At 46.0% G+C, this 14,203-nt stretch carries 11 protein-coding genes; 5 read left to right on the top strand and 6 right to left on the bottom strand.

The features are described 5' to 3' along the window. Positions 1–274: 274 nt before the first annotated feature. Positions 275–541 carry a CsbD family protein gene (locus tag ACO0K1_RS19120; RefSeq protein WP_423028648.1) on the bottom strand — a complete coding sequence of 89 codons (267 nt, stop codon included), beginning with the start codon at positions 539–541 and terminating at the stop codon, positions 275–277. Between the two features lie 387 nt (positions 542–928). Here ACO0K1_RS19120 and ACO0K1_RS19115 point away from each other — a divergent pair, with 387 nt between their 5' ends. From ACO0K1_RS19115 to ACO0K1_RS19105, 3 genes are all read left to right on the top strand, one after another. Continuing rightward, positions 929–1,498, top strand: coding sequence for a sterol desaturase family protein (locus ACO0K1_RS19115; protein ID WP_423028646.1), 570 nt, complete (start codon positions 929–931; stop codon positions 1,496–1,498). A gap of 131 nt (positions 1,499–1,629) precedes the next feature. Then, on the top strand, positions 1,630–2,859 hold the full coding sequence (locus ACO0K1_RS19110) for a DUF3300 domain-containing protein (RefSeq protein WP_423028644.1): 1,230 nt from the start codon (positions 1,630–1,632) through the stop codon (positions 2,857–2,859). A 23-nt stretch (positions 2,860–2,882) separates the two neighbouring features. After that, entirely contained in the window at positions 2,883–3,869 is a 987-nt protein-coding gene (locus ACO0K1_RS19105; protein WP_423028642.1) for a DUF2950 domain-containing protein, read from the top strand. Between the two features lie 182 nt (positions 3,870–4,051). Here the strand turns inward: ACO0K1_RS19105 and ACO0K1_RS19100 are convergent, their stop codons facing one another. From ACO0K1_RS19100 to ACO0K1_RS19080, 5 genes are all read right to left on the bottom strand, one after another. Then, positions 4,052–5,110 (bottom strand): OmpA family protein, encoded by a 1,059-nt coding sequence (locus ACO0K1_RS19100; protein WP_423028640.1) that lies wholly within the window; start codon positions 5,108–5,110, stop codon positions 4,052–4,054. Between the two features lie 300 nt (positions 5,111–5,410). Then, positions 5,411–5,626 (bottom strand): glycine zipper 2TM domain-containing protein, encoded by a 216-nt coding sequence (locus tag ACO0K1_RS19095; RefSeq protein ID WP_423028638.1) that lies wholly within the window; start codon positions 5,624–5,626, stop codon positions 5,411–5,413. Between the two features lie 106 nt (positions 5,627–5,732). Then, positions 5,733–9,365 (bottom strand): pyruvate:ferredoxin (flavodoxin) oxidoreductase, encoded by a 3,633-nt coding sequence (nifJ, locus tag ACO0K1_RS19090; RefSeq protein WP_423028636.1) that lies wholly within the window; start codon positions 9,363–9,365, stop codon positions 5,733–5,735. Then, positions 9,362–11,047, bottom strand: coding sequence for an NAD(P)-binding protein (locus ACO0K1_RS19085; protein ID WP_423028634.1), 1,686 nt, complete (start codon positions 11,045–11,047; stop codon positions 9,362–9,364). Before ACO0K1_RS19085 ends, nifJ begins: the two co-directional genes overlap by 4 nt. Continuing rightward, positions 11,047–12,420, bottom strand: a complete 1,374-nt coding sequence (locus tag ACO0K1_RS19080; RefSeq protein ID WP_423028632.1) for an MFS transporter — start codon at positions 12,418–12,420, stop codon at positions 11,047–11,049. Before ACO0K1_RS19080 ends, ACO0K1_RS19085 begins: the two co-directional genes overlap by 1 nt. 217 nt (positions 12,421–12,637) lie before the next feature. On the opposite strand from ACO0K1_RS19080, the gene ACO0K1_RS19075 reads away from it, so the two are divergent. Then, the gene (locus tag ACO0K1_RS19075; RefSeq protein WP_423028630.1) at positions 12,638–13,144 is read left to right on the top strand and encodes a DUF1269 domain-containing protein; all 507 of its coding nucleotides are present in this window, start codon (positions 12,638–12,640) and stop codon (positions 13,142–13,144) included. 540 nt (positions 13,145–13,684) lie between these two features. Beyond that, a complete protein-coding gene (locus ACO0K1_RS19070) occupies positions 13,685–14,074 on the top strand; it encodes a GFA family protein (RefSeq protein WP_423028628.1) in 390 nt (129 codons plus the stop codon). Positions 14,075–14,203 lie beyond the last annotated feature (129 nt).

Genomic DNA, 14,203 nt, shown 5'->3' with positions numbered 1-14,203 from the left:
CTTGGGTAAGATGTGTGTATGTCATTTCGGGCAACTTTGACTTGGAGGTCTGGAAGGCCGGATGCTACTGCATCTTCCCACCTTTAACCATTTATCTTCAGTTGCACTTCATAGTTGAACTCGCGTTGTGATTATCCGTAGAAAAAATGTCGATTTCGTCATGTACAGCCCATAGGATATTTCTTTATATGCGCTGATTAACGAAGTCATATTTTGATGACTATCAGGCTTTTTAATGGTGCGATGACACCATTAAAAAGGCGCTAATCCGGGATTATTTTTTTGCGGTCACCGAATTCACTGCTTGCTTTAAATCCCCTCTCGTTTCTTGCATTTTTCCTTCAATTTGCTTACCCGCACCCTTGATTTGTTGTTCTTTGTTTCCCGTCATTTTTCCGGCTGCCTGTTGTACTTTTCCTGCAATGTCTTTGGCAGTGCCATTGAATTGGTCTTTGTTCATTTTTAACTCTCCATATACTGACTCGCCGTTTTTGAGATAAAAACTTGAAACGAGTCCGATCCTTCGTTTTTCAAAATTCATCTATCTGACAAAACCCATCGCTACACCATGATTTTGTTGTCAACCTGGTTGCCGGGACTTCGATGTTTTGAATCACACTCAACTTATGCGTTGGTGTCTCTCGGGTCTGTACGTTGACGAACAATTTGTTGCACAGCAGTTCAATGACTATTGTGCAAAGAATTTTTCTCATCCAGAGGTGTTATTTGAATCTTTGCAGACAGGCTTAATGTGGGATTGCGTACAGAAAATTAAGTAACAGAAAAATAAAATAGGAAATTAAATGTTATCGATTTCATTATTCTTATTCCGTTCCTTGTTCGCATTGTTCTCCTTGTTTTTTTCTTCCGTAAAAAAAGCATTGCGACAAGTTCAGAAATTAATTTTTTTCAAATACCAAGGGTTGCCATGTCTATTTTCAAGCTTGAGCAGACTCGCCGTGAAATTACTTTTGATTTTTTATTCTATGGCGTTAGCACATTATTTCTCATTGTTCTATTGATCTTGATTTGCCCGTCGGATCGAGGATGGATTGGTCTTGCAATTGTGTTGACTGGCATTGGGATTTCTAGCCTCACTGAGTATTTCTCACATCGATTTATTCTCCATGGCATTCCACCTTTCAGCCGCTGGCATCAACGTCACCATGACCAACCAAAGGCTGGTATAGGTACTCCCACAATCGTGAGTGCCTTTGTGATTTTTCTGCTGATTTTTATTCCAATGCTGTTCTTGAGCGAGTTGTTTTATGCCTCGGCACTGACATTGGGTGTGGTGATTGGTTATGGCTTGTATAGCGTGACCCATCATGCAACACATCATTGGCATAGCCGTAACCGGTGGCTAATGAAGCGTAAGCGATGGCACGCAATGCATCACTGTGTCCATGCTAATCGTTGCTTTGGCGTCACCAGTTCCTACTGGGATCATTTTTTTGGAACTAGCAAAGGACGACATTCAGGTAACAACAATCTATAGGTTGCATGGTTTTCCTTCATTTCGTTAGACAGTGAAGTGTATGTTTGGAGTCTGAATTTGAATTTGAATTTGAATTCGAATTTGAATCTGAATTTAATCCTGAATTTGTACATCCTCGTCAGGAGGCGGAAATGAAAAATAGCTTACGTTCGAAATTTCAAAGCGCATTTGTGGTTGTGCTGATGCTATCAATGTTGTTCGTGTTGCCTGTTGGAGCGCAGGATGTTTTGAGTCAACAAAAGTTAGATCAATTATTGGCACCGATTGCCTTATATCCAGATGTGTTATTAGGTCAAATATTGACAGCCTCGACCTATCCACTTGAGGTGTCGCAGGCTGAAGCGTTGGTACAAGCGAATCCTAATATGCACCCTGAGCAAATTAGTGCATTATCCGACAATCAACAGTGGGATTTGAGTGTGAAGGCCTTATTGCCATTCCCATCGGTCTTGCTGATGATGAGTCAAAACCTGGCATGGACACAGCAACTTGGTGACGCTTTTTTGTCGCAGCAACAGAACGTGATGGATACTGTGCAGTCTTTGCGCAATAAAGCGATTGCTGCCGGACATTTGATCAGCAATTCTCAGCAACGTATCGTTACTGATAATGGATACGTCTCGATCGATGCTGATAACCCTGATGTTTACTTTGTCCCCTATTACAATCCAGCTGTCGTGTACGGTACGTGGTGGTGGCCAGACAATCGTCCCATCTACTGGCAGCCACCTCCTATCTATAGATCTAACGGATATAGTCATGAGATTGTAGGCGGTATCGCATTTGGAATCGGTGTGGGAATCATCGGTTCTTTGTTTATGGATGTTCGTCCAGATTGGCATGCGCATCACATGATGGTGTACGGCCATGGTAATCGCGGACAGGCTAATATTGGTAATCAGTGGCAACATAACCCGCAACATAGACAAGGCGTTGCCTATCGAAATCCAGATGTACGTAATCATTTCTTAGCACCGGTCGTTGTGCCAGTAGGGCGTGAAAATTTTCGTGGCCGGATTCCTTCGATGCCTTCAAGAACACCTTTAACATTACCGTCGGATCATCACCCTGGACTCGTCAGACCTGCGCGTATCGACACGCCTCGCGGCGCACCACTGCCGCAACGTCCAGTTGCTGTCCCTACAGTTCAACCACAGCGCCAACAAATGCAACATCTGCAACAACATCCGCAACAGCAACAAAAGCAGCAACCGTCTCCAGCACCTATCAGTAATGCAAGGCAGTTCTCTCATCCTCTATCGCCAACTGGCTCACGTCAGGAAGTGCAGGCACATAGCATGCGCGGCGAACAGAGTAGAGGCGGGATGCCTCACGAAGCTGATGACAAACGGAAAAAATAGGGTATTTCACAGGAGCTATAGAGATGAAAACAGCACATCAATTTTTGTATTATCTTTTACCCATGTCGACGTTTTTTCTGGTCAGTTTTCCGGTGCGGGCAGCAATCGAAGATGTTCGTTCGAAAAATCAGCCAATGCACAGTGTATTGACAATTCAACGTGGAGGTCAGGCGACATTTATTTCACCAGATAGCGCAGTCACAAATTTAGTAGATGCATTACGTCAAGGAAACCAATTTAGAGTGCGCCGAATTTTAGGTGAGCGTGCGATGCCGAGTAGCTATACGCGAGATAATATGTTGAACAAAATCTCGAACGAACATTTTTTGCGTGCCTACGATGAAAAACACTCTCTCGAATTATCGGGTAACGGTAGGGCAATTTTATTGATAGGTAAGGAAGAATGGCCACTTCCTTTTCCGTTAATAAAATCGGGAAAAAATTGGATTTTTGATGAGATGACCGGTGCCTTGGAATGGCAAAATCGCCGCATCGGCAGCGATGAAATCGCCGCTATCCAAGTTGTACTCGCCTACGCAGATGCACAGAGAGAGTATGTTTTACAGGATAGAAATAGTGACGGCTTACTTGAATATGCGCAACGTTTAGCAAGCACACCAGGTACGCATAATGGCCTCTACTGGCCTATCGTAGGAAATGAAATGTTATCGCCATTAGGGCAAGCGTTTGCCGATGCACAGGAGAGTTTGTCAAAACGTATTCCTTCTGCAAGTGGACACCCTTATCATGGCTATTATTTCCGGATTCTGACATCACAAGGCAGCGCTGCGCCAGGAGGTGCGTATACCTATCTGGTAAAGGATAGAATGATAGGTGGATTTGCACTCATTGCTTATCCGGAAAGTTATGGTGTGAGCGGGATCAAAAGTTTTATGATTAACCACCAAGGGATCGTATATAGCAAAGATTTAGGAAAGGAAACGTCTTTACTTGCACCAAAAATGATGTCGTATAACCCAGATCAAAGCTGGACTAAAGAGTCCGATTAGTGCCTATTCGAAGCGCAAATTTTCAAACATAGATCATTTTTGAAGATAAAAATAGATAAAAATGCCGCCCAACAAAAGAGATTGTTGGACGGCATTGCTTTTTGGACGCTGATAAATGATGCTTACGATAAATCAACCAGCGTTTTCACTCTTAGCGAGCTTCGTCAGAGAACGTGTAGAAATTACTGGACGAGTCGTTCTATCGTAATCTGTTCAACTTCAACCCGACGATTGGGTTCAAGGCAATCGATCAATTTTGCTTTGGATTTTTCATTACATTGAACAACAGGATTTGCTTCACCCTTACCAATGGCACTCATCCTGTCACGTGCTACCCCTTTGCTTTCAAGATAAGTTTTGACCGAATTGGCACGTTCTTCAGATAATTTCTGATTGTATTTTTTCGAGCCGATTCTGTCAGTATAACCAGTAATGACAACATTGTTGATTTGTGTATTGCTATTGAGGGCGTCGGCAATGCCATCTAATTTAGGTTGACCATCGGCCAGGTGAGCGCTATCGAATGCAAATAATTCTGTGGCTGAAAAGCTGACTTTCTCAAAACGTGCCGGCGGTGCTGATGGTGGCGGTGCTACTGGCACCACGATGATCGGTGGCGTCATGATCGGATCCCGCTGCGGTGTTGGTGCAACTTGAGGCACTGGGCGACTTGGTGTTTTATCAAATGCATAAACTAATGCGACGGACAAAAAGCTGTTACTTGCCTGTTTAAATCCAAAATCCGCGCCACGAAGGTAACCGTGGACTTTACGCCAGTCTGCCTGCAGACTAAATTGATCACTCAGAACGTATTGCAAACCCACACCAAGATTTGCATTAGGTGAATAACGATCTGCGGTACCAAGTGAAGAGTTCATGCGGTCTCGCTCTGCGCCAATACCAAAGACGATGAATGGTCGAATTGTTTCACGCGAAAATAAATAAAGCGCATCCAGTTTATATGCATTTTGATAAAAACGCTGGTAGCTGTTTTTGCTTTGCGTATAGGTTGTTCCGATTTGAATATCGATATTATCTGTAATCGGTTTGCCTAACCACAGACCCGCACCATAGGCAGTTGAGCCAGGTCCAAAGCCATCGTCAATATCGGCGGCGTGCAGACTGGGCGCGATGTACCAAGACGGGTTATAGTCGTCAGCAACCGCGGCTGTTGACAGCACGGCTGCATTCAAACCAAAGAGTGCAGCAATGAGGTAACTTATTTTTTTTGGGGTGTACATAATGGCTTTCGAAGAAATGAAAAAACAAGAGGAAGATATCAAAAGAGGATCAGCGTAATCATGCTTGCTGCGTCTCTTTCGTTGCCGATATCTCCCTATTTATGAAAAGCTCGGATGCGGATTTGATGGTTTCAAATTTCCGCATGACCTCGCAACATTCTTCATCGTACAGACTGCCAATGATGGTTCGAATTGTTCAGATGAAAATAAATGTCTGATGAAAGATTAACTTTTTATCAGTTTTGGAACCGTGCGTTATCAGACGTAGGTACAAAAAACCACACTTTACGTGCGATACATCTATTTTTTTATTTCATTTCCAATGACGCCGCCAACAACGGCGCCACCGACGGTACCAACACCGCTACCACCTGTTAGTACTGCACCAGCCACGGCGCCTGCACCGGCACCAATTGCAGTACTTTTTTGCTGGCCGGACATGCCAGCACAGGCGTTGAGAATTGTGACGACTGCGACAGCAAGCAGGCATCGAATTGAAGGTCGAATCGCTTTCATGAAAAACTCCTTTAATGGTAGTTGAAACACACAATCAACATCGGCCACTACGAGCGGTTGAATCTAACGATCGTAGCGGTTTTTGAAAAAATGATTTGTTTTATATTCATTGTTTGATAGCCGACCACGAAGTCCTTTGTGTCGGTCTGTTAGTCGAAAAATGTTGTGCACCAAGTTCGGATAGGGTTTGATATTCAAGATATTTTTTTAAAACATCTTGTTGCGCTTGCTCTAACAATGCTGCGGCCTCAGCTTTGTTTTCTTTAATGAGGCTGCTAAAGCGGATTTCGTTATAGGCATAATCCTGAAGTGGAATATCAGGTGCTAATGAATCCAGACAAAATGGATTAACACTATTTTCTCGCAGAGTTGGATTAAAGCGAAGTAGAGGCCAGAAACCACTTTTTACGGCAAGCTGTTGCTGTTGCATTCCCAGTCGCATATCAATACCGTGGGCGATGCATTGGCTATAGGCCAGAATGAGCGAAGGTCCGTCGTAGGCCTCTGCTTCCCGAAAAGCCAAAATGCATTGCTGTGGATTACTTCCCATGGCAACCTGCGCGACGTAGATATTGCCATAGGCGATTGCTTGCAGCGCAAGGTCTTTTCGGGCCACCCGTTTTCCAGCAGCGGCAAATTTTGCTACGGCGCCGAGAGGTGTTGCTTTAGAAGCTTGCCCGCCGGTATTGGAATAGACTTCGGTATCAAGCACCAGGACATTCACATTTTTGCCACTGGCGAGCACATGATCTAGACCGCCAGAATCGATATCGTATGCCCATCCATCACCACCGACAAGCCAGATACTTCGCCGTATAAAATGATCAACGAGGGATAATAAATTACGTGCGGAATCGGAGTTAAGGCGATGCAAAATCGACTTTAAATGATTGACGCGGGCGCGTTGTTGTTGAATTTCAGATTCTTCAATTTGACGTGCACCTAAAATTTCTGTCACCAAGTCCTCCCCGATGACACTCGCGAATTTTGTCAATTGGACTTTTGCCATATCAAGGTGCTTATCAGCGGCTAGCCTGAAACCAAATCCAAATTCTGCATTGTCCTCAAATAAGGAGTTAGACCATGCCGGGCCTTGGCCCAGAGAATTCGTCCTCCAAGGGGTTGCCGGTAAATTGCCACCATAGATCGAAGAACAGCCTGTTGCGTTAGCGATTTGAGCGCGATCACCAAATAACTGTGATAATAATTTGAGATAGGGCGTTTCACCACATCCCGCACAGGCACCAGGAAATTCAAACAAAGGCTGCAGAAATTGTACGCCGCGCACATTGTCAAAATCAACCAATGACCGATCGTTAATTGGCAGGGTCTCGAAGAATTTCAGATGTGTTCTGGCGGTCACTAAAATCGGTGCTTTAGCGACCAGATTGATGGCTTTTACTGAAATGGAGGGTACACTGTTTTGTTGACTCTGATCAATTGATTCTGTGGTGACAGTGACAGTGCATGCTTCTACACAAAGGCCGCAACCTGTGCAGTCTTCGACATAGACTTCCAGACTGAAACGTTGCTCTGGAAATCCACGGGCGTTAATGACCGCCGATTTGAAATCGGCAGGAGCACCAGACAATTGATCCTGGTTATAGAATTTTGAGCGAATGACGCTATGTGGACAAACGATAGAGCATTGTCCGCATTGAATACAACTTTCCGCGTTCCACGCTGCAACCCAATCCGATATATTGCGCTTCTCGTAGGCGGCGGTTCCAGAAGGAAAGCTACCATCCGATGGCATCAGGCTGACAGGAATGCTATTGCCTTCTTGGATGAGCATCTTCGCCGTAACTTTGTGGACAAACTCAGAGACATTCGCCGGCACAGGTGCTACAAGATCGACAGCACTGCTGGCGACTTTGGGAATTGCTACTTGTTTTAAATTGGCCAATGCCATATCGACGGCATGATGATTCTTTTCAATAATGCCAACTGCCTTATTCGCGTAGCTTTTAGTGATGGCGGCTTTGATATGTGTGATAGCGATATCTTTTGGTAAGACTTCGCTCAGCGCAAAATAACACGTTTGTAATACGGTATTGGTTAAGTTGCCTAAGCCAGCCGCTTCAGAAATTGCTTGTGCATCGATAACAAACAATTGCAGATGTTTATCTATGATGGTCTGTTGTACCGATCGTGGTAATTGCGGCCATACATCCGTTGCTGAATAAGGGCTGTTTAACAAAAATACGGCACCCGGTGCGGCTAAGCCCAACACATTCTGGTGGAATAGGAAATCAAAGTGATGACAAGCGATGAATTCTGAAGACGTAATCAAATACGGCGCATGGATGGGTTGATGTCCAAATCGAAGATGCGATACGGTTTGCGCTCCGGATTTATGGGAGTCGTAGACAAAATAACCTTGCGCAAAAAAACCTGCGCTTTCAGCCAGAATTTTGACGGTATTTTTATTTGCACCGACAGTGCCATCCGCACCTAAGCCAAAAAATACTGCAGATCTGGTGCCATTTGGAATCGCGAAAAGCGGATCATAATGAAGACTACTGTGCGATAGGTCGTCATTAATGCCCACTGTAAAGCCATTTTTAGGGAATGGCTTTTGCAACTCGGCAAAGACCGCCATGACCATTCCCGGAGAGAAGTCTTTCGAGCCCAGTCCGTAGCGGCCACCGACTATTTTAGGCAGTGTGGTGCGCTCGCCATTGTTATAGGCATCGGCCAATGTTGCGACGACATCAAGATATAAAGGATCGCCACTGGCGCCTGGTTCTTTGCACTGTTCAAGCACAGCAATGCTTTTCACACTGTCCGGCAAACAGGATAAGAAGTGGATTGCCGAAAATGGACGATACAAACGCACTTGAATCAAACCAAGCTTTGCGCCATTTTTTACGGCAAGCTCTACCACAGCTTTGGTTGTTTCCGCGCCTGAACCCATGACAATGATGAGGTGCTCGGCATTTGCAGCGCCAGTATATTCGAACAAATGGTAATGTCGCCCTGTGAGCGCCGCAAATTGCACCATCACTGATTCGCAAATGTCGGGGAATCTCGCGTAATACGGTGAGACAGCTTCACGTGCTTGAAAAAAAGTATCTGGATTTTGTGCTGTACCGCGAATAAACGCATGTTCAGGGTTTAAAGCCCGGTGGCGATGTGCCAACACCAGATGGTCGTCAATCATGGCACGGATCTCATCGTCACTCAATAATGTTAACGTGTTTAGCTCATGCGATGTTCTGAATCCATCAAAGAAATGCAGCACTGGAATGCGTGACATCAGTGTCGTGGCTTGTGCAATTAAGGCCTGGTCATGTGCTTCCTGGACAGATGCAGACGAGAGTAGTGCAAAGCCAGTCGTACGGACGGTCATGACATCTGAATGATCACCAAAAATCGACAGTGACGATGTCGCAAGTGAACGTGACGCGACGTGGAAAACGGTGCAACTTAATTCGCCGGCGATTTTAATCATATTCGGGAGCATCAACATCAGCCCCTGCGATGACGTAAAGGTGGTAGTTAATGCCCCAGATTGGAGGGCGCCGTGTACTGCGCCCGCGGCACCGCCTTCGCTCTGCATTTCTTGTACTACCGGGACATTACCCCAGATATTGGGAACCCCTTGCGCTGACCAGGCATCGGCCAATTCTGCCATGGTGGAAGAGGGCGTAATCGGAAATATTGCGCAGATTTCATTCACCCGATATGCGATATGCGCAACTGCGGTATTGCCATCCATTGTCGTATGCTGAGTCATCGATTTCTTTCTCCGGCGTTTGCTTCATCGTTATTGTTTGAAATGGGCTCTGGTACCATCTCCATGGCGTGGGCAGGGCAATGATCCACGCACACAGCGCAGCCAGTGCATAGCTCTAGGTGGATGTCGTATCCCGCAGTAGAAATATTTTTGGTGATCGCAGTTTGCGGACAGGCAGCCAGGCAGCTATCACATTCATAGCAGTTACCACACGACAGACAGCGCTTCGCCTCATGATGCGCCTCGGAAGCGGTCAGACTACTGATAACTTCATCAAAACTTGCGAGCCGTGCGGTCAGGTTGAGTTCTTTTTCGTCTAGAGATACCGCATTGCTATATACGGGCAGATGGAGCATTTCAAAACTGACGGTCGGGTGTTTTGGGTATTTTGGATTGAGCAGATCGGGTGTGTGTTGACACCATGCATCAATTTGCGCGGCAGCTTTTTTACCCATACCGGTTGCTGCCGTCACACTATGCATGCCGTTTGTAGCGTCGCCGCCGCAAAAAATTCCTTCTGCGCCCGTCATGAATTCGGCAGTTATCTGAATGTTTCCGTTGTCTGTACGCTGAATCAGTGGCAGTTTATCTAAGAATTGACTTGCGCAATCCTGACCAATCGCGAGGACAAGCGCGCTGGCAGGAATTTCTTCGAATTCGCCAGTGCCGACGATATTGCCGTTCTGACCAACTTGCATTTTTTCTACCGTAACGTGATCGTCTGATACAGACGAAATACCGCGCATCCAGGCAAAGCGAATTCCTTCAGTTAATGCTTCTTTCACTTCAAAGGGTAATGCACTCATATGGGCGGCGTCCCGGCGGTAGATAATCACCGTATCATCTGCGCCGAGGCGTCTCAGTGTTCTGGCTGCATCAATGGCAGTGTTGCCGCCGCCCAGTACTGCCATTTTTCGTCCAATCACAGGCATTTCTTCTTCATCTACGCGATGTAAGAGCGTGATGGCGTCAAGTATCTTTCCGCTATCGCGGGTTGGGATTTCAATATGTTTTGAGATGCCAGCACCAATCGCGATAAAGACTGCATCAAAGTTGCCGACTATTTTTTCCGAAGCAATATCGTCTACCTGATGATTAAGAATAATTCTGATGCCACAATCTTCCAAACGGCTGATTTCAGCAGCAACAATATCGCGTGGCAATCGATAGGCTGGAATTCCATATTGCAACATGCCGCCTGGCAATCCATTGGCATCATGAATCTCTACTTCGTAGCCACGTTGGTGCAAATGATAAGCGGCTGAAAGTCCCGCCGGGCCAGCGCCTACGATGAGAATTCGCTTTCCGTTACGTGTAACATTGACCGGTAGTGTCCAATGGTGGAGCAGTGCCTGATCTCCCAGATAGCGCTCCACAGCGTGAATACTGACGGCGCTGTCGAGATCTTTACGATTACACTTGCTTTCGCAAGGGTGGTAGCAAGCGCGTCCATGAATTGCCGGAAATGGATTATCTTTGACAATGGCTTCCCAGGCGAGACGATCTTGTCCTGCTTGGGCATAGGCCAACCAAGATTGAATATTTTCTCCGGCAGGACAAGCTTCATTGCACGGTGGTAGCAAATCGACGTAGAGAGGGCGTTGTGAACGATGTGCGCCGACGCCGATGGATGCCGCTAAGTTGATGACGGGTGTCAGGTCTTGCAGTGTCGATGAACGCATTATAGAGTCGCCTTGATGGTGGAGGACGCGGTACTACTGCCAGTTTCTTTGATATAGAAAGCCAGAATAATTGCTGTCACGATGCCAGCAATACCGACGACACCGGCCTGTTGAAAACTCAGCAAAGTAATATGAGCGTCAACGGCAAGATGATTTAACAGCCAACCATAAGCAGGTGCCATTAATGCACTCAGAGTGAAGACCAGAAAGTTGATCGCGCCCGTGGCGCTACCTTTGACATGGTCAGGATTCACTTCTTTGATGATGGTGTAAGGAATCATCGCCGCGCCTGATCCCAGCCCAAGTAACAAACCTGGCAAATAAGGCGGCAACATGGTTTGCGGTGCGTAAAGGATGGCGAGCGAGACGAACAACATTAATATCGCACCGCCGATAAGGACGGGCTTTCTTCGTCCCATGACATCTGTCAAGTAGCCAAATAAGGGACAACCTATTACCCAACCCAGAGGTACCATGGAGACTTGTCTGACCGCTTCAGAAAAGTCCAGATGCGATGTCTCGCGAATGAAAGGGACACCCCAAATCATGTCGCCGATTGTCGTCGGTAAAAACAGTAATCCCGCACAGAATCCACATAAATAGGATTGCGGATTGGTGAGCACAATTTTATATGGCGCGAACATTTTCCATAGCGATCCCTTTTCTTTAGCTGGTGCGTTATCTGATCCCGGCGTGATAAAAAACATCAAGAGTGCAACCACAAGGCAGGCGATGCCAGCATCAATCCAGAATTGTTGCCAATTAATGATGCCGTGAATCAGTGGCTCTACCAAAAATTGTCCTGCCGAACCGCCTAACATGCCCATGCATTGGGTAAAACCGATCGCGGTTGCAAGGTATTTCCCAGGAAATCCGTGGGTGGCAAGATAGACGGCGCCAGTAAATGCAAACGCCCCTCCTGCGCCTTGTAAAAAACGCCCAAACTCGGCAGACAGAGAAAAGCCCAATCCAAATAAAATCGAACCAAGTGCAAGCAGCGTGATGCCGCCTGGTATGACAAACTTGGCACCAAATCGATCTAAAAAAGCGCCGGCGATGAGTGCGAATGCAGAATATGTGTAGTAATAAAGTCCAATCAAGGTACTGAGACCGACGGCCGACAGAGAAAATGCCTGGGTGAGTTCGGGCAACATGACGCTGGGCGCAGAGCGCATCGAATATTGCGCGAAATAAAAAATTAAGCAAAAGACCCATGCCAAAATAAAAGGAGTCTGGGTTTGCTTTTTAAATGCCAGAGGAACGCTCGGTTTTGTCAGGTTCACGTCTTCGGCATAGACAGCACCCTGAAGTAATGGGTAAACATTAGACCGGGGTGACGTTGATATCGACATTCGTGTGAGGTCAGAAGGCATCAGAAATCCTTTGGCATAGAGGGTTGTGTATTAGTTTGCAAACTCTAAAGCCAAGTTATCTTGTCTTCTGTACGCCACCGAACTCCATAGACATGTAAACTTTCGAGCAGCTAAACAACGTGGGGTGACGCACAGATGATGATTGGCATTTGCAGCAGGATGTTGTTTTCCTTCGATACAGGATCTTGTATCTTTTTATTCAAATTGAAAGTCGTCTATGCCAAACGAGCACTCTGCAATCTATGTATTCAACTCTCATAGCGATGCCGAAGAAGCCATCAAATCGCTGGGGAAATCTGGATTTGACGTGAAAAAATTGTCACTGATAGGAAAGGGATATCACAGCGAAGAACATCCCATCGGCTTTTATAGCACTGGTGACCGCATTAAATCTTGGGGCGGTATTGGTGCGTTCTGGGGTGGTATTTGGGGACTATTAGTCGCTCCAGCAGTCTTTGTGTTGCCAGGTGTTGGACTCGTTGCCATGGCTGGTCCTATCGTTGCCATGTTGGTCGCCGCTTTAGAGGGTGCGGTGTTGGTTGGCGGCATTTCAGCGATTGGGGGTGCACTTTCAATGATAGGCGTCTCGAAGGATGATGTCATCAAATATGACACGGCTGTCAAAGCCGACAAATTTGTATTGGTAGTTCATGGTAACGCCGAGGAAATCATTCGTGCAAAAAATGAGTTAAGTAGCTCTCGTGCAGTTGTCGATCTGCAATAAGCGCGCTGCTATTGGTGCACAATACAGATTGCACAATACAGATTGTGTAGTAAATGCAATCTTTGCTTTGCTGGCATAGATTGCATTACTTCCCTTAAATAGTTTTATTAACTGAATTAACTGAATTAACTGAATTAACTGAATTGCCGCTTATTCTTCCCACAGCGTAGGTGTACTGGCCTGGCCGCTATTTTCTATCCTGTCAAACACCGTTTACACCTCTGACTTCAATGCAGACAGTCGTCTCATTGACGAAGCTATATACCCGCATTGGCGCATTTAATATCCCACTTTTTTTCTTGCCGTTATTGACGCACCTGACAAAAGCGCCGGGATATTCCAGTTTGACTTTTATGCAAGATTCATTGTCTAATTTGAAGTGTTCGCCTTACCACCTACATTCATCGCCTACAACGTGCTATGTCGATTAGATCGGCTTGGCAGTCAGCATTATAGAAAGTAACTAATGACCGTTGTGTTCCAAAAAACAGGTAGGCTGTAAATATGAATCGACGTATCAATTAAGGCCGGAGTCATCGTATGTCCGAGACAACATCAAATTTGCCCAGCCTTTCAGGCTCCTGTCATTGTGGAGCAATATGCCTCACATTACCTTCAATGCCCGAAGTGGCAACAAAATGCAATTGTTCATTATGTCGACGACTTGGTGGTTTTTGGGCTTATTATCCATTTGGTAGCGTGCGCATTGAAGGACATCCGGAGAACACCTCCGATTACATCTGGGGGGATAAAACGCTTCGTACCGTCCGTTGTAAAATCTGTGGCTGCACAACACATTGGGAGCCACTCGACGGCGAACTTGGTGCAAGACATGGCATCAATCTGAGTAATTTCGATCTCAGTTTGCAAGCAAAGGTCAAGGCACGCCACTTCGATGGGGCTGAATCTTGGACGTTTATTGACGATTGATGTCCCCCTATGTCAGGATAGATGTCGCGTCAATTAATTCACATCAACCGTATTGGGGCGGAGTAAAGACATGCAGTGAATCGTTATCCAGCAGAACGCAAGGAGGCCATCCTTAAGCAGATGATGCCG

Source organism: Undibacterium sp. SXout20W, from assembly GCF_049340285.1.
GTDB lineage: Bacteria > Pseudomonadota > Gammaproteobacteria > Burkholderiales > Burkholderiaceae_D > Undibacterium.
Note: the sequence above shows the minus strand (reverse complement) of the source record. Positions and strands in the feature narration are given on the sequence as shown.